Origin of the sequence: Pseudomonas sp. MCal1, assembly GCF_026341415.1 — a bacterium.
Taxonomy (GTDB): Bacteria; Pseudomonadota; Gammaproteobacteria; order Pseudomonadales; family Pseudomonadaceae; genus Aquipseudomonas.
On the sequence record NZ_JAKUMP010000006.1, the window covers coordinates 252,194 to 274,616 of the forward strand.

19 protein-coding genes are annotated in these 22,423 nt (G+C 61.0%); 3 read left to right on the plus strand and 16 right to left on the minus strand.

Annotated features, from left to right (window positions below; translation table 11 throughout):
* Positions 1 to 17 precede the first annotated feature (17 nt).
* Positions 18 to 2,330, plus strand: a complete 2,313-nt coding sequence (gene metE / locus MKZ87_RS12590) for a 5-methyltetrahydropteroyltriglutamate--homocysteine S-methyltransferase (protein WP_266201002.1) — start codon at positions 18 to 20, stop codon at positions 2,328 to 2,330.
* Positions 2,331 to 2,459: 129 nt separating this feature from the next.
* Positions 2,460 to 3,494 carry an alpha/beta fold hydrolase gene (locus tag MKZ87_RS12595; RefSeq protein ID WP_266201004.1) on the plus strand — a complete coding sequence of 345 codons (1,035 nt, stop codon included), beginning with the start codon at positions 2,460 to 2,462 and terminating at the stop codon, positions 3,492 to 3,494.
* Position 3,495: 1 nt separating this feature from the next.
* Here the strand turns inward: MKZ87_RS12595 and MKZ87_RS12600 are convergent, their stop codons facing one another.
* From MKZ87_RS12600 to MKZ87_RS12670, 15 genes are all read right to left on the minus strand, one after another.
* Positions 3,496 to 3,825, minus strand: a complete 330-nt coding sequence (locus MKZ87_RS12600) for a GlpM family protein (RefSeq protein WP_227235632.1) — start codon at positions 3,823 to 3,825, stop codon at positions 3,496 to 3,498.
* Between the two features lie 20 nt (positions 3,826 to 3,845).
* Positions 3,846 to 5,174 carry a sigma-54-dependent transcriptional regulator gene (locus tag MKZ87_RS12605; RefSeq protein ID WP_085699718.1) on the minus strand — a complete coding sequence of 443 codons (1,329 nt, stop codon included), beginning with the start codon at positions 5,172 to 5,174 and terminating at the stop codon, positions 3,846 to 3,848.
* Positions 5,171 to 7,084, minus strand: coding sequence for a sensor histidine kinase (locus MKZ87_RS12610; RefSeq protein WP_085699716.1), 1,914 nt, complete (start codon positions 7,082 to 7,084; stop codon positions 5,171 to 5,173). Before MKZ87_RS12610 ends, MKZ87_RS12605 begins: the two co-directional genes overlap by 4 nt.
* A gap of 65 nt (positions 7,085 to 7,149) precedes the next feature.
* Positions 7,150 to 7,884: an amino acid ABC transporter ATP-binding protein gene (locus MKZ87_RS12615; RefSeq protein ID WP_007927141.1), complete on the minus strand. Its 735-nt coding sequence runs from the start codon at positions 7,882 to 7,884 to the stop codon at positions 7,150 to 7,152.
* Positions 7,881 to 8,552, minus strand: a complete 672-nt coding sequence (locus tag MKZ87_RS12620; protein ID WP_085699712.1) for an amino acid ABC transporter permease — start codon at positions 8,550 to 8,552, stop codon at positions 7,881 to 7,883. The genes MKZ87_RS12615 and MKZ87_RS12620 overlap by 4 nt, the downstream gene beginning before the upstream one ends.
* On the minus strand, positions 8,552 to 9,298 hold the full coding sequence (locus MKZ87_RS12625; protein ID WP_085684522.1) for an amino acid ABC transporter permease: 747 nt from the start codon (positions 9,296 to 9,298) through the stop codon (positions 8,552 to 8,554). The genes MKZ87_RS12620 and MKZ87_RS12625 overlap by 1 nt, the downstream gene beginning before the upstream one ends.
* A 192-nt stretch (positions 9,299 to 9,490) precedes the next feature.
* Positions 9,491 to 10,417 carry a glutamate/aspartate ABC transporter substrate-binding protein gene (locus MKZ87_RS12630; RefSeq protein ID WP_085699710.1) on the minus strand — a complete coding sequence of 309 codons (927 nt, stop codon included), beginning with the start codon at positions 10,415 to 10,417 and terminating at the stop codon, positions 9,491 to 9,493.
* A gap of 263 nt (positions 10,418 to 10,680) precedes the next feature.
* On the minus strand, positions 10,681 to 11,949 hold the full coding sequence (gene mtr / locus MKZ87_RS12635; RefSeq protein WP_266201015.1) for a tryptophan permease: 1,269 nt from the start codon (positions 11,947 to 11,949) through the stop codon (positions 10,681 to 10,683).
* Positions 11,950 to 12,017: 68 nt separating this feature from the next.
* Positions 12,018 to 13,355: an amidase family protein gene (locus MKZ87_RS12640; protein WP_266201016.1), complete on the minus strand. Its 1,338-nt coding sequence runs from the start codon at positions 13,353 to 13,355 to the stop codon at positions 12,018 to 12,020.
* A 31-nt stretch (positions 13,356 to 13,386) separates the two neighbouring features.
* Complete coding sequence (locus MKZ87_RS12645) at positions 13,387 to 15,087, minus strand: NAD(P)/FAD-dependent oxidoreductase (RefSeq protein ID WP_266201017.1); 1,701 nt, start codon at positions 15,085 to 15,087, stop codon at positions 13,387 to 13,389.
* Positions 15,088 to 15,115: 28 nt separating this feature from the next.
* The gene (locus MKZ87_RS12650) at positions 15,116 to 15,598 is read right to left on the minus strand and encodes an aromatic-ring-hydroxylating dioxygenase subunit beta (protein WP_266201018.1); all 483 of its coding nucleotides are present in this window, start codon (positions 15,596 to 15,598) and stop codon (positions 15,116 to 15,118) included.
* Positions 15,579 to 16,853: an aromatic ring-hydroxylating dioxygenase subunit alpha gene (locus tag MKZ87_RS12655; protein ID WP_256574577.1), complete on the minus strand. Its 1,275-nt coding sequence runs from the start codon at positions 16,851 to 16,853 to the stop codon at positions 15,579 to 15,581. Before MKZ87_RS12655 ends, MKZ87_RS12650 begins: the two co-directional genes overlap by 20 nt.
* 41 nt (positions 16,854 to 16,894) lie before the next feature.
* A complete protein-coding gene (locus MKZ87_RS12660; RefSeq protein ID WP_266201020.1) occupies positions 16,895 to 17,827 on the minus strand; it encodes a PDR/VanB family oxidoreductase in 933 nt (310 codons plus the stop codon).
* The gene (locus MKZ87_RS12665) at positions 17,824 to 18,240 is read right to left on the minus strand and encodes a DUF4440 domain-containing protein (RefSeq protein WP_085701715.1); all 417 of its coding nucleotides are present in this window, start codon (positions 18,238 to 18,240) and stop codon (positions 17,824 to 17,826) included. Before MKZ87_RS12665 ends, MKZ87_RS12660 begins: the two co-directional genes overlap by 4 nt.
* A complete protein-coding gene (locus tag MKZ87_RS12670; protein ID WP_266201023.1) occupies positions 18,221 to 19,588 on the minus strand; it encodes an MFS transporter in 1,368 nt (455 codons plus the stop codon). The genes MKZ87_RS12665 and MKZ87_RS12670 overlap by 20 nt, the downstream gene beginning before the upstream one ends.
* Before the next feature lie 106 nt (positions 19,589 to 19,694).
* On the opposite strand from MKZ87_RS12670, the gene MKZ87_RS12675 reads away from it, so the two are divergent.
* Positions 19,695 to 20,582, plus strand: coding sequence for a LysR family transcriptional regulator (locus tag MKZ87_RS12675; RefSeq protein WP_085699898.1), 888 nt, complete (start codon positions 19,695 to 19,697; stop codon positions 20,580 to 20,582).
* A 55-nt stretch (positions 20,583 to 20,637) separates the two neighbouring features.
* Here MKZ87_RS12675 and glpD read toward each other — a convergent pair whose 3' ends face one another.
* A complete protein-coding gene (glpD, locus tag MKZ87_RS12680) occupies positions 20,638 to 22,176 on the minus strand; it encodes a glycerol-3-phosphate dehydrogenase (protein WP_085701713.1) in 1,539 nt (512 codons plus the stop codon).
* Between the last annotated feature and the right edge of the window lie 247 nt (positions 22,177 to 22,423).

A 22,423-nucleotide genomic window follows, 5' to 3' on the forward strand; every position in this document is an offset into this window, starting at 1 on the left:
AATGGAGAACATTCGACATGGCCGTGGCTCACACTCTGGGTTTCCCGCGCATTGGCGCCGACCGCGAACTGAAAAAAGCCCTCGAAGCCTATTGGAAAGGCGATCTCGATCAGGCCGCTCTGAATCAGGTCGGCCGCGAGCTGCGCGCCAGACACTGGCAATTGCAGAAGGACGCCGGCATCGACTTGCTGCCGGTCGGCGACTTCGCCTGGTACGACCAGGTGCTGACCCACTCGCTGACCTTCGGTGTGATCCCTGAGCGCTTCGACGGTGTGCGCGACGAGCGCGGGCTGCCGACCCTCGACACGCTGTTTGCCATGGCCCGTGGCGCCACATCGTCCTGCTGCGGTGGTGAGCACGGCAAAACTCAGTACGCACAAGAGCTGACCAAGTGGTTCGACACCAACTACCACTACCTGGTCCCGGAATTCAGCACAGACCAGCAATTCAAGCTGAGCTGGGAACAGCTGTTCGATGAAGTCGAAGAAGCCAAAGCCCTCGGTCACAACGTCAAACCGGTGATCATCGGCCCGCTGACTTACCTGTGGCTGGGCAAGGCGAAAGGCAACGACTTCGACAAACTCGATCTGCTTGAGCGCCTGCTGCCGGTGTACAACGAAATCCTCGGTCGCCTCGCCGCACAGGGCGTGGAGTGGGTGCAGATCGACGAACCGATCCTCACCCTCGACCTGCCGCAAGCCTGGAAAAGTGCCTTCGAACGCGCCTATCACATCCTTCAGTACTCGCCGCTGAAGAAACTGGTGGCGACCTATTTCAGTGGCCTGCAAGACAACCTCGGCCTGGCCGTCGGCTTGCCGGTGCAGGGCTTGCACATCGACGCCGTGCGGGCGCCGGATCAGCTCGGTCAGGTGCTGGATCGCCTGCCGACCTACAAGATTCTTTCGGTAGGCCTGGTCAACGGCCGCAACGTCTGGCGCTGCGAACTGGAGCAGGCACTGGCGCAGTTGCAACCGGCGCAAGAGCGCTTTGGCGACAACCTGTGGGTCAGCAGTTCCTGCTCGTTGCTGCACAGCCCGGTGGATGTCGAGCGCGAAGACAAGCTCGACCCGGAACTGAAAAGCTGGCTGGCATTCGCCGTGCAGAAGTGCAGCGAAATCTCTGTGTTACGTGATGCGCTGAACGATCCGCAAGCGCCGAAAGTGCAAAGCGCGCTGGCCGAAAGCCGCGCGATTCAAGAGCGTCGCGCCCGCTCGCCGCGTATTCATAAACCCGCCGTGCAGGCGCGGATCGAAGCGATCAACGCCAGCGACAGCCAGCGTCATTCGCCGTTCGCCAAACGCATCGCCGCGCAACAGGCGCGTCTGAAATTGCCGGCGTTCCCGACCACCACCATCGGTTCGTTCCCGCAGACCGGGTCGATTCGTCTGGCCCGTCAGGCGTTCAAGCAGGGCAAACTGTCGGCCAACGATTACCACGATGCGATGCGCAGCGAAATCCGCCACGCGGTGCAGGTGCAGGAACGTCTGGGCCTCGATGTGCTGGTGCACGGTGAGGCCGAGCGCAATGACATGGTCGAGTACTTTGCCGAGCAACTGGACGGCTATCTGATCACCCGTTTCGGCTGGGTCCAGAGCTACGGCTCCCGTTGCGTCAAACCAGCGGTGATTTATGGCGATCTGTCCCGTCCGAACCCCATGACCGTGGACTGGATCACCTACGCCCAGAGCCTGACCGACAAGGTCATGAAAGGCATGCTGACCGGCCCTGTGACCATGCTGATGTGGTCGTTCCCCCGCGAAGATGTGTCGCGCAAGGTCCAGGCGCAACAACTGGCGCTGGCCCTGCGTGACGAAGTGGTGGATCTGGAGAACGCCGGGATCAGGATCGTGCAGATCGACGAAGCCGCGTTCCGCGAAGGCTTGCCGCTGCGCCGCGCACAGTGGCAGGAATACCTCGACTGGGCGGTGGAAGCGTTCCGCCTGACCGCCTCGGGCGTAAAGGACGAAACCCAGATTCACACCCACATGTGCTACAGCGAATTCAATGACGTGATCAAGGCGATTGCCGACATGGATGCCGATGTGATCACCATCGAAACCTCGCGCTCGGACATGGAATTGCTTGAGGCCTTTGAAGCGTTCGACTACCCGAACGACATCGGCCCGGGCGTCTATGACATCCACTCGCCGCGAGTGCCGGACACAGCGGAAATGGTCAAGCTGATGAGCAAGGCCGTGAAACGGATTCCGGCAGCGCGGTTGTGGGTCAACCCCGATTGTGGCCTGAAGACCCGCGCCTGGCCTGAGACCGAAGCGGCGCTGGTCAACATGGTCGCGGCGGCGCGACAGTTGCGCAGTCAGTTGGCGTAACGCAACACCGAATGAAGAGTGGCGACCGCTCGGCACTCTTCATCAAACTGTCATCGAACTGTGGCAGCGCGCTTGAACAAACTTCATCAGACTCGCGCTCTACTGGGGTTCTGCGTTTCGGTGTTTTTCATGTTCAAGGGAATTTTTGCAATCGCGGCGTTGTTGGCCGCGGTTTTTTTCGTTCCGGCGTCTTCTGCGGCGTCGCGTTGCGACGTCAATGTACCGACCGAGCGGGTCGATCTGGAGCAGGTGAGCCTGGCGTTCCAGAGCATCGGCCGTGGGTCGGATCCGGCGCTGCTGCTGGTGATGGGCCTGGGCGGGCAGTTGATCCACTGGCCGGATGAAGTGGTGGTTGCGCTGTGTCAGCAGGGCTTTCGGGTGATCCGTTATGACAACCGCGATGTCGGTCTTTCGACCTGGCGCCAGGCGCCGGCCGACGCCAACCTGACCTTTGAAGTGCTGCGCTACAAACTCGGGTTGCCGGTGGCGGCGCCTTACAGCCTGACCGACATGGCCGACGATGCGCTGGGGCTGATGGACGCGTTGCATGTCGAGCAATTCCATGTGCTCGGCGCGAGCATGGGCGGGATGATCGCCCAGCACATGGCGGCGATGGCGCCGCAACGGGTCGAGAGCCTGACGCTGATCATGACCAGCTCCGGTGCCGAAGGGCTGCCGGCGCCGAGCGCGGCACTGGTGCAATTGCTGGCTCGACGTGGTGCTCCCAATCGCCAGATCGCGCTGGAGCAACAGGCGGATCTGCTGGCGGCGCTGGGCAGCCCTTCAGTCAGTGATGATCGCCAGGCGTTGCTGCATCAGGCGGCGCTGTCCTATGACCGGGCGTTCAACCCTGAAGGCGTGAAGCGCCAGATCATGGCGATCCTCGCCGAACCGAGCCGGGTGGCGTTGCTCAATCAACTGCGGGTCCCGACGCTGGTGGTGCATGGCACGGCGGATCCGCTGCTGCCGGTGATGCACGGCGTGCATCTGGCGGCGCACATTCGCGGCAGTCAGTTGCGCTTGATTCCGGGGCTGGCGCACCGCTTTCAGGAAGCGTTCAAGGAGCCGTTGCTGGCGGCGGTGTTGCCGTATCTGCGCGAGCATCGCGAAGACACGTCGCACTGGGCGCAGATCGAACCGGTGGCAGAGCACAACCTGCTTTGACTCAGGCGTGAAGCCGTACCCACACCGACACCAGCACCGTCGCCGCCATCAGCCACGCCACCGCCGCGACCGCCAGCGAAGCTTCGAGGCGCATGCGGTCGACCATCACGTACAGCGTCGCCAGATACACGAAGTACGGGATGATCGACCACATACCGAAGACGATGGTGGTCTTCAGGTCGTCGATCGAACGGCCCTTGCCGACGATGTAGTGGGCGATCAGGGCGAAGGTCGGGAACAGCGGCACCAGCCCGGCGATGTAGTAGTTTTTGGTCTTGGCCAGCATGGCGAGGATCACCACCACTGCCGCGCCGAGCGTTGCCTTGAAAATCAGATCCACGTCGTTCTCGCTTAATGGCTCAGGCCGTACTTTTTCACTTTGTCGAACAGCGTGGTCTTGGCCATCCCCAGTTCCAGGCTGGCCTGGGTCAGGTTGCCGCCGCTGCGTTGCAGGGCGTCACTGAGCAGGTTGCGTTCGAACGCTTCCACCGCTTCGGCGAACGCCAGGCCTTGGCCTGTACTGCCCGCGCCGGTTTTCTTGAACGCCGGCAGACCGAGGGCAAAACGCTCGGCGACGTTGCGCAGTTCGCGCACGTTGCCCGGCCAGTCGTGGCTCATCAGGCTCGACAGCGTCTGGTTGTCCAGCTCCGGCAGTGCGCGGTCGAAGCGCAGGGCCGATTGCTGGGTGAAGTGTTCGAACAGTTGCAGGATGTCTTCGCGGCGTTCGCGCAGAGGCGGCAGTTCCAGCGTCACCACGTTGAGGCGGTAGTACAAGTCGCTGCGGAATTCACCGACCTTGCTCGATTCGTCGAGGTCGGACTTGGTGGCCGCAATTACCCGGCAATCCACCGCCACACTCTGGTTCGAGCCGAGGCGTTCAAGGGTGCGCTCCTGTAACACCCGCAGCAGTTTGATCTGCAACGGCAGTGGCATGCTTTCGACTTCATCGAGGAATAGCGTGCCGCCATCGGCGTGTTCGATCTTGCCGATCCGCCGCTTGCCGGCGCCGGTGAAGGCGTTGGCTTCGTGGCCGAATATTTCGCTTTCGAACAGGTTTTCCGGCAGACCGCCGCAGTTCAGCGCCACGAACTGTTTGGTGTGGCGGCGGCTGAAGTCGTGCAGGCAACGGGCGACCAGTTCCTTGCCGGTACCGGTTTCCCCTTCGATCAGCACGTTGGCCGAGGTGTCGGCGACATTGGCGATCAGCTCCCGCAGGTTCTGCATGGCCGGCGAACGGCCGATGATCCGACCTTCAAGGGAATCGCGTTCGGCCAGTTGCCGGCGCAGGGACGAGACTTCGCGATTCAGGCTGCGTTGCTCCAGCGCGCGACGGGCCACATCGACCAGACGTTCGGGGGAGAACGGTTTTTCCATGAAATCGTAGGCGCCTTTCTGCATCGCGCCGACGGCCATGGAGATGTCGCCATGCCCGGTGATCAGCACCACCGGCAGGCTGCGATCACGTTGCTTGAGGCGGGTCAGCAGTTCCAGGCCGTCGATGCCCGGCAGGCGAATGTCGCTGATGACGATGCCGGCGAAGTTGTCGCCGACCTGCTCCAGCGCCTCTTCGGCACTGCCCACGCCGATGCAGGGAATGTCTTCGAGGGTCAGCGCCTGCTGGCAGCCGAGCAGCACATGGGGATCGTCTTCGACGATCAGCACACTAAGGTCGTTGTTCATATTGGCTCGGCAGGAGTAGGGCTTACCAACGGTAAACTGAGGACGAAGGTGGTGCCACCGCTGGCCGGGTGTTCGACACCCAGATGCCCGCCGGTGGCGGCGGCGAGGCTGGCCGACAGGGTCAGGCCGAGGCCCAGACCCTGTTCGCCGGGTTTGGTGGTGAAGAACGGTTCGAACAGATGCTTGCGCGCTTCGGCGTCGATGCCGTGACCGTTGTCGCGTACCCGCAGGCGATATTTGCCGTTGAATTCTTCGCCTTCCAGCCACAGTTCCGGCAGCGGTTGCGCCTGCATGGCGTCAAGGGCGTTGCCGATCAGGTTGACCAGAATCTGTTCCAGTCGTGTCTGGTCGATCTGCACCTGCACATCGTCGAACTGGCGATGCTGTTGCAGGGCGGCTTTTTCGACACGGGCGCCGAGCACTTGCAGCGCGGCATCCACCGCTTTGCCGAGGCTGGCGCGGCCCTTGTCGTCGCCGCGTCGGGCGAAGGAGCGCAGGCTGGCGGTGATCCGGCCCATGCGGTCGATCAGGTCGTTGATGGTCTTAAGGTTGGTGCTCGCGACATCCAGCTGGCCGCGCTCAAGGAAGCGAATGGTGTTGCCCGACAGCGTGCGCATCGCCGCCAGCGGCTGGTTCAGTTCGTGGGCGATGCTGGTCGACATCTGGCCGATGGCCGCGAGTTTGCCGGCCTGCACCAGTTCGTCCTGGGCGCGGCGCAAGGTTTCTTCGGCCTGACGCCGTTCGCGGATCTGACTCTTGAGCCGGTCGTTGCTGGCGCGCAGGTCGGCGGTGCGTTCGGTAATCCGACGCTCCAGCTGATTGTTGGCTTCCTGCAAGGCTTCACGGGCGGCGAGGCGGGTGGCGATGACCTTGCGCCGTTCGTTCCAGGCGATCAGCAGGAACGCCACCAAGGCAAATGCCACGGCCACCAGAATCCCTTGATTGATCGCCTCGCGCCGCAGGTCCTGCAACGGGGTGAGCAGAGTGAAATTCCACGGGGTGTCGCTCAGCGGCCGGGTTTGCGCCAGATAGCTGATGTTTTCTTCATGGCGGTCCTGTTGGCTCGGCACTTCGCTGTTGGCCGGGAAGGTGAGTTTTTCCACGCCTTCGGACAGGGTTTCCCGGGCCAGCGGTTGCAGCTCGTTCAGCGGGAACCAGTAGTACTGCAGGCTGCGGGCGAGTTTTTCCTTGGTCTCGTCGCTCAGCGCAATCACCGATTTCAAGCGCCGCGCCGGGTCGCTGGACAGAATGATGATGCCGTTTTCATCGCTGACGAATGCTTCCAGGCGCGCTCGCTGCCAGCGTTCTTCCATGGCTTCCAGGCGCACCTTGACCACCGCGACGCCGATGATCTTGCCGTGTTCTTCGAGGCCGTGGGCCAGGTAATAGCCGGGTTCGCCGTTGGTGCTGCCGATCCCGTAGAAACGTCCGGGCTGGCCGCGGATGGCATTCTGGAAGTAGGCGCGGAACGACAGGTCTTCACCGAGGTAGCTGTCGACGTCGCGCCAGTTGCTGGTGGCCATGACGCGACCGGTGGTGTCCATGACGTAGATGGCCCGACTGCGGCTGCGCCGGTTCAGGCCTTCAAGGTAATCGTTGACCGTTTGCCGGTGTTCCGGGGTCGGGTCGCCGAGCAACTGCGAAACGCTCGATTCGAGTTCCAGCAGGCTGGGCAGGTAGGTGTATTTGCTGATCTCGCTTTCGACCGCGCGGGCGTGCAGTTCCAGCTGGCGCTGGCCGTTTTCGCCGAGGCTGCGAATGCCGAAGTGTTCACTGGTCCAGAAGCCGATGTAGCCCAGTCCGATCATCAGGGCGATGACCAGCGGCGGCAGGAACAGGTGGCGGATCAGACGGGGTTTCACGGCAAGTGATGGCGGCGTGGCGCGATAGAGAGTGGGGTCGCATTTCATCACAGATGCCTTGGGTCAACCACCCGGATTCCCCGACAGTTGCTGTCGGGGAAACCGGCAGTTTTTTAGTGCTGCAGGATTTTCTCGAGGAAATGCTGCGCGCGTTCGGAGCGGGCATTGATGTCGCCGAAGAATTCCTCTTTCGGGCAGTCTTCGATGATCTTGCCGGCGTCCATGAAGATCACGCGGTCGGCCACTTTGCGGGCGAAGCCCATTTCGTGGGTCACGCACATCATGGTCATGCCTTCGTGGGCCAGCTGCACCATCACGTCGAGCACTTCGTTGACCATTTCCGGGTCCAGCGCCGAGGTCGGCTCGTCGAACAGCATGACGATCGGGTCCATCGCCAGTGCACGGGCGATCGCCACACGCTGTTGCTGACCGCCGGACAGTTGGCCGGGGTGCTTGTGGGCGTGAGCCGACAGGCCGACGCGCTCAAGCAGTTGTAGGCCTTTCTTGGTCGCTTCTTCCTTGCTGCGGCCCAGCACCTTGATCTGCGCGATGGTCAGGTTTTCGGTGATGGTCAGGTGTGGGAACAGTTCGAAATGCTGGAACACCATGCCGACGCGCGAGCGCAGTTTCGGCAGGTTGGTCTTCGGATCCGCAATCGACGTGCCGTCGACCACGATGTCGCCTTTCTGGAACGGCTCCAGCGCGTTGACGCACTTGATCAGGGTCGATTTGCCCGAACCGGACGGGCCGCAAACCACGATCACTTCACCCTTTTTGACCTCGGTGCTGCAATCGGTCAGCACCTGGAAGTCCCCATACCACTTGTTGATGTTCTTGATAGAGATCATACGGCGAACCTTTTTTGCAGACGCTTGACCAGCTGCGAGGCGGCAAAGCTGATGGTGAAGTACACGAGACCTGCGAAGATCAGGAACTCATTCGAGCGGCCAATGATGTCGCCACTGGCGCGCGAGGCGTTGAGGAAGTCCACCAGGCCCACGGTGTAGACCAGCGAGGTGTCCTGGAACAGGATGATGCTCTGCTGCAGCAGCAGCGGGGTCATCTTGCGGAACGCCTGGGGCAGGATGATCAGGCGCATCATCTGGCCGTAGGTCATGCCCAGTGCCTGGGCGGCACCCATCTGGCCCTTGGGAATCGACTGCACGCCGGCCCGGACGATTTCGCAGAAATACGCCGCTTCGAACATCATGAACGCCACGATGCACGAGGTGAACGCGCCGATCGGGGTGTCTTCGCCGGTGATCCAGCGCAGCACGAACGGCACTGCCAAGTAGAACCAGGTAATCACCAGCAGCAGCGGGATCGAGCGGAAATAATTGACGTAGGCGCCGGCGATGCTCGACAGCAGTTTGCTGTGGGACAGACGCATCAGCGCGAGGAGGGTACCGAGGATGATCCCGCCGATCACGCCCAGCGCCATCAGCTTGAGGGTCATCAGCATGCCGTTCCACAGGCCGGGGATGGCCGGAACGATGCCACTGAAATCGAATTCCATTATTTACCCCCCACGGAGATCAGGCCGGGCACGGCGACTTTCTTCTCGACCATGCGCATCAGCAGCATCAGGCTCATGTTCAGGGTGAAGTAGATCAGGGTCGCCAGGGTGAAGGCTTCAAACAGGTTGGCCGAGAACTCGGCGGTCTGTTTGGTTTGCGCCAGAAGCTCCATCAGACCGATCAGCGAGGCCACGGAGGAGTTCTTGAACACGTTCAGGAATTCCGAGGTGAGCGGCGGAATGATGATCCGGTAGGCCTGGGGCAGCAGCACGTTCCAGTAGATCTGCGGCAGCTTGAAACCCATCGCGCGGGCGGCGGATTCCTGGCCACGCGGCAGCGCCTGGATGCCGGTGCGAACCTGTTCGCAGACCCGGGCGGCGGTGAACAGGCCCAGGCAGACGACAACGCTCAGGTAGGCCGAGGTGGTCGGGTTCAGGTCCTGCTTGTACCAGTCCTGCAGGTTCTGCGGCAGCATGTCGGGCACCAGGAAGTACCAGATGAACAGCTGAACCAGCAGCGGCACGTTACGGAACAGTTCGACGTAGCAGGTCGCGATGCCCGCCACGATGCGGTTCGGCACGGTGCGCATGATGCCCAGCAGCGAGCCCAGCAACAGGGCAATGATCCAGGCCACGATGGCGATGGCGATGGTCCAGCCCAGGCCGGAGATGAACCAGTCGAGATAGGTCTCGCTGCCCACGCCGGTGGACTTGAAGAACACGCCCCAGTCCCAGTTGTAATTCATTAGGGTCTCCCCTCGATTCGATCGATGTACAAGTGCCCGCCTGGGGAAGATCCTTTCCCGTCTGACGTTGAACGTCAGGCACACGCGATCGGCTCGAAAACCACCAGGTCGAGTGTTCCAGTTGAAACCAGCAGGTATTAACTGTCACCCGAGGAAGGATGGGCTCCCTCAGGTGACAAGGTTAGATCAGCGTCAGATTTTTACGTCTGGTGCAGGCTTGTCGCTCGGGTTGGCGATCAGCTCTTTAACCTTTTCGCTCATCGGGAAGTTCAGGTTCAGACCCTTCGGCGGGATCGGGCTTTCGAACCATTTGCTGTAGATCTTGTTGATCTCGCCGGACTTGTAGAGCGCGACGATGGCGTCGTCTACGGCCTTCTTGAAGGCCGGATCGTCTTTGCGAACCATGCACGCGTAGGCTTCAAAGGACTGTGGAGTACCGGTGATGACCCAATCGTCCGGCTTCTTGGCCTTGGCTTCTTCGCCGGCCAGCAGGGCGTCGTCCATCATGAAGGCGACGGCGCGGCCGCTCTCCAGCATCTGGAAGGATTCGCCGTGGTCCTTGGCGGAGATGACGTTCATGCCCATCTGCTTGTCGGCGTTCATCGCCTTGATGATGCGCTCGGACGTGGTGCCGGCGGTGGTCACGACGTTCTTGCCTTTCAGGTCGGCGAAGTCAGCGTAGGACGGCTTGCCTTCCTTGTCTTTCTTGACCAGCAGGCGGGTGCCGATTTCGAAGATGTTGACGGTGAAGTCGACTTGCTGGGCGCGTTCGGCGTTGTTGGTGGTGGAGCCGCACTCGATGTCCACGGTGCCGTTCTGCACCAGAGGAATACGGGTTTGCGAGGTGACCAGGTTGTACTTGGTGTTCAGGTCAGGCTTGTTCAGGTCTTTTTTCAGGGCTTCGACGATAGCGACCTGAATGTCGTGGGAGTAGCCCACGGGTTTACCCGAAGCATCGGCGATGTAGGAGAAGGGAATGGAGCTGTCACGATGCCCGAGGGTGATGGTGCCCGAGTCGTTGATCTTCTTAAGGGTGCCGGTGAGCTCGGCAGCGAAAACTGGTGTGCTGATCAGAGCGGCAGCAATGGCTGCGCCCAGGATATGGGGAACGATGCGCATCAAATTTTCCTCGACATTGTTTTTTTTATGGAGCCGGTTGAGCGGGCCCTTTGTACTTCGAATGCCTGACGGCTCCTGTTGTGTTGGCGCAACAGGCATTCGTCGAAGGAGTGTAGAGCATGAGTCGTGCCAGACCAGTTGCGACAGGTTAACTGGTTGATTTTGCTGGTGATTAAAGTTTTGTGATGGCGTTTTTCAGCCTTTCTGATCCGGTAATCCGAACCGACCGACAGGTCGCGTTCGGAAAACCGAATGCCAATGGTTCAGCGCCAGACGGGCAGCAGGTCCAGGGTGAACAGCAGGTGCGAGACCGCGCAGATCACCCCGAAAAACAGCACCAGTGCGATCATGGGCGTGCCGCCCCAGACCCGGTAATGCGGGCTGCCAAAGCGAGTGCGCGAGGCCCGCGCCAGCAACGCCGGGGTGATCACGGCCCAGAGCGTGGCGGCCAGCCCGGCAAACCCGATGGCATGAATGAAGCCTTCCGGCCAGAGGAACCCGCAGATCATCGGTGGCAAAAAGGTGGCGGCAGCCGTTCGCAGGCGGCCCATGGGCTGATCGTCGAAGCCGAGTACGTCGGCCAGATAATCGAACAGGCCCAGGGTCACGCCGAGAAACGAGCAGGCCACGGCGAAGTTGGAGAAGAAGGTCAGCAACAGGTCGACATGGGTGCTGTCCAGGCGCGAACCGAGAGCGCTGATCAGCACATCAATGTTGCCGCCGCGCCGGGCGATGTCCTTGAAGGCTTCGCGGGGAATATTGCCCATGCTGCACAGCATCCACACCAGATACAGGCCCAGCGCGATCAGCGTCCCGCCCAGCAGGCAGGCGCGGATTCGCCGAGGGTCCTTGCCGAAATGCTTCATCAGGCTCGGCACATTGCCGTGGAAACCGAACGAGGTCAGGCAGAAGGGCAGGGTCACCAGCAGGTAGGGCCAGTGACGGCTTTCGCCGCCGTTGAGGTCGAGCAGCGTGGCCGGTTGTACATGGCCGAGCAGACCGCCGAAGGTCAGGAAAAACGCCAGAATCTTCGCGCCAAACACCACAGTGGTCATCCGGCTCACCGCCGAGGTGCTGAGCCAGACGATGAACGCCACCAGTACGGTGAATCCCAGCCCGCCGAGGCGCGGCGACAGCGAGATGCCCATGGATTGCACGGTGTGATGGATCACTGAACCACTGGCGGAAATGTAGGCGTAGGTCAGGGTATAGAGCACGAAGACGATACTCAGACCGTTGATCCGGCTCCAGGCATGCCCCAGCAGATCACGGGTGATGGTCGAGAAACTCGCCCCTTCGTGGTAGTTGAGGTTGGCCTCGAGAATCATCAGGCCCGAATGCAGGGTGCAGAACCAGGCAAACACCAGCACCGCGACTGAACCGTAGAACCACAGCCCGGACATGATGACCGGCAGGGAAAACATTCCCGCGCCGACGATGGTGCCGCCGATGATCATGGCGCCGCCCAGGATCGAGGGCGGCCGTTCGAGGACGGAGGATGAAGCGGGTGAATCGAGTGAGGTGGCACGCATGGCAGGGCCTGCATCGATATTGTTATGAAGAATTCGATCCAGCTCGCCCCTCTCGGAGCGAGCGGCGCTCATCGGATGTTCAACAGTGCTGACAGCCGGCTCACGGCCTGCAACAGGAAACGGTCCTGTCCCGGCAGTGCATCGAACGACAGGCCCACCGGCAGAGCACCCGAGGCCGCTACCGGCACGGTGATGCTCGGCGCTGCCAGGTTGCTGGCCGGGTCGGTATTGCGCACGAAACGCTCGAAATGGCTTTCATCCGCGCAATCAGTCAGCAGTGGCGCGCTGCAACTGACCGTCGGGTAGGCCATCAAGTCCAGTCGGTGATGCTCGAACAGTTGCCGGTACTCCTGCTCCAGCCGGACTTTGCTCATCAATGCCTGCACATAATCGGTGTAGGAAATTGCCGGGCTTTCCAGTTGTGTGGTGAGGATTTTCTTGATGCCGGGGTCTGCGATTTGCGCCAGGACGTCGAGAAAATCCCCGCCACGGCCTTCCTTCATCAGGAAGCGTGGGAAATCAATGAAGAATTCATAGATCGGCAGCGGGAACTGGATGTATTCGTTGATCTCACCGATCACCGCGTCGTCGATCGGTACGATCTCCACACCGTTGCTGGCGAGTGCATCGATGGCGACGCGGCAGTCACGGCTGACGTTGTCGTCCAGATCGGCCCAGAGAAAGCGTTCGGGCAGGCCGATGCGCAGCGGACGATCCTCGGGCAGCGGCGCGATGTGCTGGCCGCTGAGGTGGCCGTGGACGAACCGACAGTCTTCCACCGTGCGTGTCAGCAGGCCCGGGGTGTCCTTGGTCTGCGAGACCGGGACAATGCCGTCGGCCGGATACTCGCCAGTGGTCGGGCGCAGGCCGACGATCCCACAGAAGGCCGCCGGAATGCGCACCGAACCGCCGGTGTCGGTGCCCACCGCGCACGGCACCAGCCCGGCGGCGACGGCGGCGGCACAGCCACCGCTGCTGCCCCCGGCGCTGTGACGTTCGTTCGCCGGGTTGATGACCCTGCCGTGGCTGTGGTTGGCCGAGGTCACGCCGAACGACAGTTCGTGCATGTTGTTCTTGCCCACCACGCGCGCGCCCAATTGCTTGAAGCGCGCCACGATGCCGGCATCGTTCTGCGGCCGGTAATCGGCCAGGCCGGGCGTGCCGGCGGTGGTCGGCATGCCGCGCACATTGATGTTGTCCTTGAAGGACACCGGCAGCCCGTACAGCGGCGCCAGGCGATCGGCATCCGGGGCGTAGCCCAGCGCCGTCGGATCGAGGGTGATGAAACTGTTCAGATGCTGCGCTTTTTTGTGGCGCTCGCGCAGGGCTTGCTGCCAGGTGTCGAGGCAGAGCTCGCCACGGCGCAATCCGTTGACGAGCTGTTCGATGGAAAACTGACTGTACATGGAAGGTCTCGGCGAAAAGAGGAGGGCGCCATCAGCAGTAGCGGTATTGCGGGACCAGACCGTCGAGCGGATTGCCGTCGATCAGGTCGCCACCCAGGCTGCTGATGACCGAACACGCTGCGTTCAGGGCCGTCTGGATCGAGCCTTCGGCCCAGCCGCCGGTGAACGATGCGCCGCAGCCCGCCAGATAAAGACCGGTGTCCTGGCGCGGGTCGAGGGCGGTGCGGAACTGATAGAACAGCCGCTCGGAATAGATGTCATCGCCGGGGAAGTTCAGTTTGAAGGCGCCGAGGGCGTGCTTGTCGGTCAGCCAGTCGTATTCGAGCACGTAGCGCTGATAATCGCCGTCGAGCGGAATCAGGTGGCGGGCAAATTCCGGCGCGCTCATCGCCAGCTCATCCACCAGCCGCAGGCAGCGCTGCACTTTGTCGGTCATGGAGACCATCTTGTGCGAGTCGTCTTCCCAGGTGTAACTGATCAGCACCACGCCCCAGGAGTCTGGATCCTGCGGGGCGTAATCCAGGCAGTACACGCCCTTGACCAGGGTGTCGGTCTGGATGTTCTGCGCCAGGCCGTGTTTGAGCCAGAACTTGTCTTTGGTCAGGATGAACAGCTTGGACGAGCCGACCATGTGGGTTTCGTTGATCGCACGGGCCACGTCACGGTTCACGAATGCCTGGTTCTGCGTCAGCTTGAGATTGACCTGCAAGGCGCGGGTCGTAGTGGTGGTGATCACCCGGTCGCAGGCATAGGTTTCGCCGTTGCTGCCGGCCAGCAGGATTTGCCCGTCGGCGCCCTTGTTGATCGATTCGATGCGCGTGCGACAAATCATGTCGCGCAGTTGCATGCCGTTGAAGCGGGTGTCGGCGATCAGTTCTGCCAGCGAAGAAATACCGTTCGGCACCAGTCGCTGATTGACCTCCAGCGCATTGACCACCAGCCGCAGGATTTCGGTGAACGAGGCGCGATAGACTGACTGGAACCCTCCGGAACCGATGCCCAGCGAGCCGAACAGGTGGAAGTCTTCCGGTTTGCGCCAGACCTTTCCGCCCGGCGGTTTCTGGCTGGTGAAGATGCGCACCATGGCCGAGTAGAACGAGCTGTCGCCGAAGCAATCCAGATAGCGTTGCCACTCCGGCTGAACTTCACTGAAGTTGTGCTGCTTGAGCAAGTCGGTCAGCAGCAGCGGCGGGGCAAGGCAGGTGCCGTCGTCCAGCACGGCGCCTTCGCGCAGAAAGGCATTCCAGCCCTGGTGCACGGTACTGAACAACGCCGGCGGCGGTTGCATCGCGGGCCAGTGGTGGGTCTCGCCACGGTAATGCAGTTCGGTATCGACCACCCCCGGATCGGGAAAGGCTTCGGTGGTCTGGATGCCGAATTTGTCGAGGTAGTGGAACAGTCCGACCTCGCTCGGCGGAAAGCGCATGGCGCCCATTTCCGCGATGAACTGCGGTTGTTCTGCATCGAAGCACTGGGTCAGCAAGCGACCGCCAATATGGCTTTCTTCAGCCTCGAACAGCGTCACGCGACGGGCACCGGCACGCAACAGTTCATAGGCCGCCACCAGTCCGGTCAGACCGGCGCCGACGATGCCGATGTGTTTTTGCGCAGTGTGCGCCGGCAGGCAGCCGATGGCCTGGTCGGCGTTACGCAGGAACTGACCGTAATCGTAAAGCAGGTCGACATAGGGGAAAGACAGGCACGCGGTAGCCTGGCTGGCAGGATTGTTCATGGAGTTCACAGGGGTAATTCTCGGTCGGTCAGATGATGAGCTGCAGGCTTTCGAGCGCGCGGTCGGGATTGAGCAAGAGAATTTTCTTGCCCTGGATTTTCCACTCGCCGTCGAGATTGATCAGACGATGTTCGACGGTGGCCGGGTAATGCCATTCGCGGTCGCCACGGGCTTCGCAATACAGCAGGTTGCAGCTGGCGACGGCGCTGTACGTTGGCTCTTCAATCGTGATCCGTGGTCGCTGGGTAATGTGCAGGCAGCGGCTTTTCGGCTGCTGGGAAAAGTTGCGGGCATTGGCCAGACGGTTGATGCGCAGGGTGGTCAGGAAGCGGTCTTCATACACCAGCGAGGATTCGTGCAGCGGGCTGCGCTGTTCGCGGGTCATCGGAATCCAGTAGGTGTAGTCGTCGCTCAGCAATTGTTGCCAGGCTTCAAAATCCTGTTGGTCGAGCAGGTGCATTTCGGTCTCGAGCAAACGCTCGATGGCCCGTTCAGTTTGATCGTGGTGCATGGTCGTTCCGCATCAGGTTTTGCCAGGTGTCGTAGAAGTTGCGCATCGCCAGTTCACTGGTGCCGGACACCACGCGCGTCTGGTCGTGGGTTTCGCCCGGTTCGAACAGGCGGGCGACGTTGACCCATTCGTTGGCGTCGCTGTGCAGACCTTCCGTGGCCCGCTCGTACATCTCCACGTCGTCATGGGCGACCATCGAGCACGGCGAGTTGATCAGGTTGTTGTACTGCACGGTCCGCTCCAGCAACTGCACCGGAGCGCCTTGCAGTTCGAAGATCCACGATTCGACGATGGTTTCCTGTGCACTCACCGGGCGGATCACCCGCAGGGTCTGGATCGGGCCCTTGACCATCAGGTTGGGGAAATACACGGTGTTGTGACGGGTGTCGTCGAGAATGGCCCGGGCCTGGTCTTCGCCGTAGCTTTCCACCATCAGTTCCCAATAACCGGGAATGCTCGTGTAGGCCTTGTGGATCGAGTTGCTGACCCCGGTGTGTCCGTGGCCGTTGGGCCAGACGCGGATGCCCATGCCGGCGAAGAATTCGTACGAGCCCATGAACGGCGAGAACAACTCCACGGCCATCGGTGCAGGCCGGCTCTGGTCGTCGGTTTCCTTCCACAGGCGGATGGCTTCGCCCGCCGAGGATTCGTGGGCAATCATTGGGTGGCAGGTGTCGGTCTGGTTGTCGACCACCATCTTCCAGTTGCAGCGATGCCTGTGCAGCAGCGGTTGACCGACCACACGCAGCTGACCTTGCGGAGAACGCATGACCATGTTGTCCAGTGTCGACAGCGACTCGCCGAAAAACTCGTCGAAACCCATACCGGTTTCACTCAGGCGCACGAACACGAAGCCGCGATAGTTGTGCACCGCCGCGACGGGTTGCATACCCTTGTGGGCCGAGCAACTGCTCAGGTCGCAGTCGTCGTATTCCTTTTTCACCGGGATGCTCAACAGCTCGCCGTCGGTCTTGAACGTCCAGGCGTGATAGGGGCAACGCATGAAGCGACCCACATTGCCACGCGCTTCGGCCAGCACTTTCACACCTTTGTGCGGGCAGCGGTTGTGCAGCACCACGATGTCACCGTTCTTCTGACGCACCATTGCCAGCGGTCGGCCGGCGAGGGTCGCGGTGAAATAGTCGCCGGTCTCGGGGATCAGGCTGTCGTGGCCCAGATAGCACCAGCTGGCGGCAAAGACACGCTGCTGCTCCTGTTCGAACAGTTGTTGATCAAGGAACAGAGATTTGTGCACTTCTCTGCCATTGAAATAGTTGTCCAACGGGGGAGTCCTCTTCAGATCGCCAGCTTCAGGCGCTGGCTTTTCGCCCGGGAAACGCAAGGGTAGATCCGTGCGCTGCAGGCCGCTTCTTGTTCGCTCATGATGAAATCCCGGTGCTCGACGTCGCCTTCCAGCACGTCCAGCGCGCAGACACCGCACTCGCCGCGACGACAGTCGGAGATCGGGTCGAGGCCGGCGGCTTCCAGGGCTTCGAGCAAGCTCTGGTCGGGGCCGACCTCGATGTTCACGCCGGAATCCGCCGCCTCGACCGTGAAGCCCTGGGCACCTTCGTCCCTGGCGACGTTGAACACCTCCAGATGGATGCGATCACGGGCCAGTCCGGCGGATTTGGCATGGCTCAGGATGTCGTTGAGCATCGCTGTCGGGCCGCAGACGTAGAGCCGGTCTGCGGGGCTAAGGTCGGCGAGCACCTGATGAATCGCCGGGCGTTGACCGGACAGGTGCAGGCTCATCCGTTCCTGCAGCAGTGCGCGCAGCTCTTCGGCATAGGCCGCATCGTCAGCGCTGCGGGCAAAGTAATGCAGGTGTGCCGAACGCTTCAGCGCTGTCAGATGGCGCAGGATGCCGGTCAACGGAGTGATGCCGATGCCGCCTGCGATGGCGATGTCGCGGCCGGTCCGGGTGTCGAGCGGGTAGTTGAAGGTGTTGAACGGGCCTTCGAGCTGCACCCGATCACCGGCCACCAATGAGCGCAGGTAGTGGCTGCTGGCGGATTCGTCACTGAGACGGATGGCGAAGGTGAATTGGCCTTCGGCGCTGTCGCCCAGCTCTACGGTTGAGTAATGGCGCCATTCGCCCGAAGGCGCTATCAGCCATTTGAAGTGCGCCCCGGCGTGGGCCGACTCCGTGGCGGCGGGTGCGCCGCTGACGGTGATTTCCTTGATCGATGCCGACAGCATCCGGCAATGGGTAACGGTGTAATTCATGCCGGGTTTTCCTGGGGCAGCGGCGTTTCGTGCAGGTACAGCCAGCGGGTGCTGTGCTGATGCACGCGCAGGATCGCGACGGAAATGCGCGAGCTCTCGCGCTGGTTCTGGCGATGGGTTTCCTTGTAGCGCAGGGCGACGGTCGGGCCTTCGTGCCAGATCGTGTGCAGGTCGCTGATGTCGATCTCAAGGCCGGGTCGGGCACCGACCGCACCTTTGAACAGTTGCTCGACCTGCGCTCGGCCGACGACGGCGGCCGAGGTGGTGACCATGCTGAAGTCTTCGCTGAAGACATCCATCAGCGGCGCGATGGCGGATTCGCCGGCACCGTCGGCATTGGTGAAAACACGATGAATCAGCTCATGCACGTGGTGGATGCTGTGGCGTGCTTGTTCAACCGGGTTGTTGTTCATGGCATTCCTTTGGAGGGTTCAGTTGACTCATTTGAAACAGCGGGAACAGTCCGACCAGCGCGGCAATCGCGAACGTGGCGTGATAGGCCGGGGTCGAGTCGAATTGTTTGAGCAGCAGGTTGTAGATCATCAGAAATAGGGCCGCGCCGACGCTGAACGACATCTGTCGGTTGATGTTCCAGATCACGCTGGCCTTGTGGGTCTCGCCGCCCTTGAAGTCCATTAGCGAGGTGGTTTGCGCGGTGTTGGCGCCGATTCCGCCGCCGATGCCCATCAGGCTGTAGGCGATCACGATCACCCCGATATCGGTCGGTGCATCCACCAGCATCAGGGTGGCGATGCCGGCGCTGTGCAGCAGCATGCCGAGGGTGAACAGGCGTCGGGCGCCGATTCTGTTGTAGACCCGGCCGCAGATCAGCATCGCGATGAATGCGCCGATGGCGTAGAGGATCATGAACATGCCGGTCAGGCGTGCGCTGAAGTGCAGGGTGTTCTGTAGAAAGAAGATGCTCATCAGGTTGACCCCGGTGAACACGCCGGGAATCGCGTAATAGATGAAGATCGAGGTGCTGAGTTTTTTGCTCTTGAGCAGACTCAGGTCAATGATCGCGTCGCTTTTGCGACGGTAGTGCAGCAGGTACAGCGCCACGAACATCAGGCCTGCCGCGACACAGGCGATGGCTTCGATGGCAGGATAGTCGCCGCCGTACAGCGACATGCCCATCAGCAGGCTGCCCAGGGCGGCGCTGACCAATAGCAGACCGAGGACGTCCGGGCGTGGCAGGCTGGTGGGGCGTGCTTCGCGGATCCAGAACCACGATAGTCCTGCGGCAATCAGCGAAAACGGAATGTTGCTGTAAAACACCCAGCGCCACGAACTGTTGTCGACGATGATGCCACCGACGGTCGGCGAAATCGCCGGGGCGATCAGGGCCACGGCCATCACCAGCGTGGAGATTTTCGCCCGTTGCTCACCCTGGAACAGGTTGAAGGTCAACGCCTGGCCCACCGGAATCAGCAAACCGCCGCCGATGCCCTGGACGAATCGCCAGATCACCAGCTCATGGAAGCTGTCGGCCAGGCCGCACATCCACACGGACCCGGTAAACACCAGCATCGAGGCGGTGAGAATCTCGCGGCTGCCGAAGCGCCCGGCCAGCCAGGTGCTGACAGGAATGATCAGCGTCAGACCGAGAATGTAGGCATTGGCCACCCAGGCCACCGAAGAACTGCTTACTTGCAATGTTGCCGAGATACTTGGCAATGCCACGGCAGACATGAATATGTTTATGCAGTCAATAAAAAAGCCGATCAGAAAGATCAGCGCGATCTTGTAGCGATAGTTCATTGTTATTTCCTCTTTGTCGCAAAGCATAGGGGCGATGGACTTGGAGTGTCGATACGACTATCCTTGAAACAATGTTTGAAGGAATTAAACAGTGAACGCTACCGCCATGCATGCTCATCTGAATCGGGTTCAGACATTTCTCGCCGTGGTCGACTTTGGCTCTTACACCAAGGCCGCGAACTATCTGAGTATCAGCAAAGCCATGGCCAGCCTGCATGTCAAGGCGCTGGAAGAAGTTCTTTCGGCGACACTGCTGATCCGCAATACCCGAAACATATCGCTGACTGAAATAGGTCAGGACTTCTATGAGGAGTTCAAGGGCATTGTCGCGGATATCGATAATGCCTTTGATAATGTGCTCAAGGGTAATAACCGGGTTTCCGGAAAGTTACGAATTAGTTCAACCAGCGAGTACGGCGAGAAGTTCATTCTTCCGTTGATTCCATTGTTCAACGAGCGTTATCCGGAAATCCGCCTGAGCTACAACTTCAACTCGTCGTTGAATGATCTGGTGGCGGAAAAACTGGATCTGGTAGTGCGTCTTGGCAATCTGGCGGATTCGGCCTTCAAGAGTCGCAAGCTGGCGGATTATCAGATCGTGCTGGTGGCGACTCCGGCATTTCTCGAACGTCATCCGGTGGCATTGCCGCAGGATCTGAACGGTGTGCCATGGATTGCCAACAGCAATCTGCAGGCGCCTACGCAATGGGTTTTGCGCGATGATCAGGGGCGGGCGGTGGAGGTCAATGGCATCAGCCATTTCGAATCCAATTCCTCGACGGCGATTCGTTCGATGACCTTGTCGTCGCTCGGTGTCTCGGTGCTGCCGGGCTGGGTGGTCGAGGATGATATCGCCAGCGGACGACTGATTCGCCTGTTGCCGGCCTATGCGTTGCCATCGCAGTCGATCAACGTCGTCTTCCCCAACACCGCGCATCTGCCGCACAAATCCCGGGCGTTCATCGATTTCCTCCTGCTGCATCTGGCGCAGTAACGCGAAAGCCCCTGAATCTCGCGATTCAGGGGCTTTCGTTTGAGCGGCTTGAAGATCAGGCTGCTTCGATCTTGTTGCGGTTCTGCTCGACCTGGTTCAGGTAGGCCGCCAGTTTTTCCTGTTCGGCCGGGGTGGTGAACAGGCCCAGCTTGCTGCGGCGCCACAGGATGTCGTGAGCGGTGGTGGCCCACTCTTCGGCGCACAGGTAATCGACTTCACGGGTGTAGAGACCGCCGCCGATGTGTTCGCCCATGTCGGTCAGGCTGTCCACGCCTTCGAGCATGCGCCAGGTACGGCTGCCGTAAGTGGTGGCCCAGCGGCGGGCGATTTCGGTCGGAACCCAGTCGAACCTGTCGCGGATCAGCGCGCTCAGGGCCTGTGGCGTGGTCATGTCTTCACCACCCGGCAGGGTGGCGGTGGCCGTCCAGCTCGGGCGCATCTGGGTGAAGTACGGCATCAACTGCGCCATCGCCGACTCGGCGAGTTTGCGATAGGTGGTCAGCTTGCCGCCAAACACCGACAGCAGCGGCGCTTCTTCGGTGCTGCCGGACAGCGCGAGGGTGTAGTCGCGGGTCACGGCGGACGGGTTGTCGGATTCGTCGTTGCACAACGGACGCACGCCCGAGTAGGTGTGCAGGATGTCGTCACGGCTGATCTGCTTCTTGAAGTGGGCGTTGACCACTTTGAGCAGGTAATCGGTTTCGCCGTCGGTGATTGCCACTTTTGCCGGATCCCCGGTGTACTCGCGGTCGGTGGTGCCGATCAGGGTCAGGTTGTTCAGGTACGGAATGGTGAAAACGATGCGCTGATCTTCGTTTTGCAGGATGTGCGCGTGATCGCCTTCGTACAGCTTCGGCACGATGATGTGGCTGCCCTGGATCAGACGAATGCCGTACGGCGATTCCATCTTCAGGTCGTCACGGATGAACTTGGCGACCCATGGACCGGCGGCGTTCACCAGCGCTCTGGCAGTGATCGAAAACAGGCTGCCGTCGGCGCGTTCCAGGTTCAGGTGCCACAGGCCCTTGGCGCGACGAGCGCTGACGCAACGGGTCTGGGTGTGAATGTGCGCACCTTTTTCACGGGCGGCCATGGCGTTCAGAACCACGAGGCGGGCGTCGTCGACCCAGCAGTCGGAGTATTCGAAGCCTTTGCTGATTTCGCTTTTCAGCGCGCTGTCGGCACCGAACTTCAGGCTTTTGGAGCCTGCGAGTTTTTCGCGCTTGCCGAGGTGGTCATACAGGAACAGACCTGCACGGATCATCCACGCCGGACGCAGATGCGGGCGGTGCGGCAGGACGAAACGCATTGGCTTGACGATGTGCGGGGCCTTGGCCAGCAGCACTTCGCGTTCGGCCAGGGCTTCGCGCACCAGACGGAATTCATAATGTTCGAGATAGCGCAGTCCACCGTGGATCAGCTTGCTGCTGGCCGACGAGGTGTGGCTGGCCAGATCGTCCTTTTCGCAAAGGAACACCGAAAGACCGCGACCGGCGGCATCCGCTGCGATCCCCACGCCATTGATCCCGCCGCCGATGACGGCGAGGTCGTAGATCTCGGAGATGGGGGGCGTACGCAAGGTAGAGGTGGACATCGGCTGGCCTCGGGCTCTTTTGATTTTCTGTCTTGGAAATCGAACATAAATGTTCATTTGCGAAAATGGTAGCCCATAAAGACGCGCGCAGCCAGTCGACTTCGATTGAAAAAACTCATCGAAGGACGGTTAAAAGAAAATTTTCGAACATTAGATGCGCGTAAGGCGCCGGAGCAGGAGTGATCGTTCCCATGTCGAGGCGTCGAACCGTCCGCGTGGGAATGCATGCATTGACGCTCTGCGTCAT

Coding starts and splice junctions, on each gene's coding strand:
- metE (WP_266201002.1), top strand. CDS start 18: ATGGCCGTGGCTCACACTCTGGGTTTCCCGCGCATTGGCGCCGACCGC.
- MKZ87_RS12595 (WP_266201004.1), top strand. CDS start 2,460: ATGTTCAAGGGAATTTTTGCAATCGCGGCGTTGTTGGCCGCGGTTTTT.
- MKZ87_RS12605 (WP_085699718.1), bottom strand. CDS start 5,174: ATGAACAACGACCTTAGTGTGCTGATCGTCGAAGACGATCCCCATGTG.
- MKZ87_RS12610 (WP_085699716.1), bottom strand. CDS start 7,084: ATGAAATGCGACCCCACTCTCTATCGCGCCACGCCGCCATCACTTGCC.
- MKZ87_RS12615 (WP_007927141.1), bottom strand. CDS start 7,884: ATGATCTCTATCAAGAACATCAACAAGTGGTATGGGGACTTCCAGGTG.
- MKZ87_RS12620 (WP_085699712.1), bottom strand. CDS start 8,552: ATGGAATTCGATTTCAGTGGCATCGTTCCGGCCATCCCCGGCCTGTGG.
- MKZ87_RS12625 (WP_085684522.1), bottom strand. CDS start 9,298: ATGAATTACAACTGGGACTGGGGCGTGTTCTTCAAGTCCACCGGCGTG.
- MKZ87_RS12630 (WP_085699710.1), bottom strand. CDS start 10,417: ATGCGCATCGTTCCCCATATCCTGGGCGCAGCCATTGCTGCCGCTCTG.
- mtr (WP_266201015.1), bottom strand. CDS start 11,949: ATGCGTGCCACCTCACTCGATTCACCCGCTTCATCCTCCGTCCTCGAA.
- MKZ87_RS12640 (WP_266201016.1), bottom strand. CDS start 13,355: ATGTACAGTCAGTTTTCCATCGAACAGCTCGTCAACGGATTGCGCCGT.
- MKZ87_RS12645 (WP_266201017.1), bottom strand. CDS start 15,087: ATGAACAATCCTGCCAGCCAGGCTACCGCGTGCCTGTCTTTCCCCTAT.
- MKZ87_RS12650 (WP_266201018.1), bottom strand. CDS start 15,598: ATGCACCACGATCAAACTGAACGGGCCATCGAGCGTTTGCTCGAGACC.
- MKZ87_RS12660 (WP_266201020.1), bottom strand. CDS start 17,827: ATGAATTACACCGTTACCCATTGCCGGATGCTGTCGGCATCGATCAAG.
- MKZ87_RS12665 (WP_085701715.1), bottom strand. CDS start 18,240: ATGAACAACAACCCGGTTGAACAAGCACGCCACAGCATCCACCACGTG.
- MKZ87_RS12670 (WP_266201023.1), bottom strand. CDS start 19,588: ATGAACTATCGCTACAAGATCGCGCTGATCTTTCTGATCGGCTTTTTT.
- MKZ87_RS12675 (WP_085699898.1), top strand. CDS start 19,695: ATGCATGCTCATCTGAATCGGGTTCAGACATTTCTCGCCGTGGTCGAC.
- glpD (WP_085701713.1), bottom strand. CDS start 22,176: ATGTCCACCTCTACCTTGCGTACGCCCCCCATCTCCGAGATCTACGAC.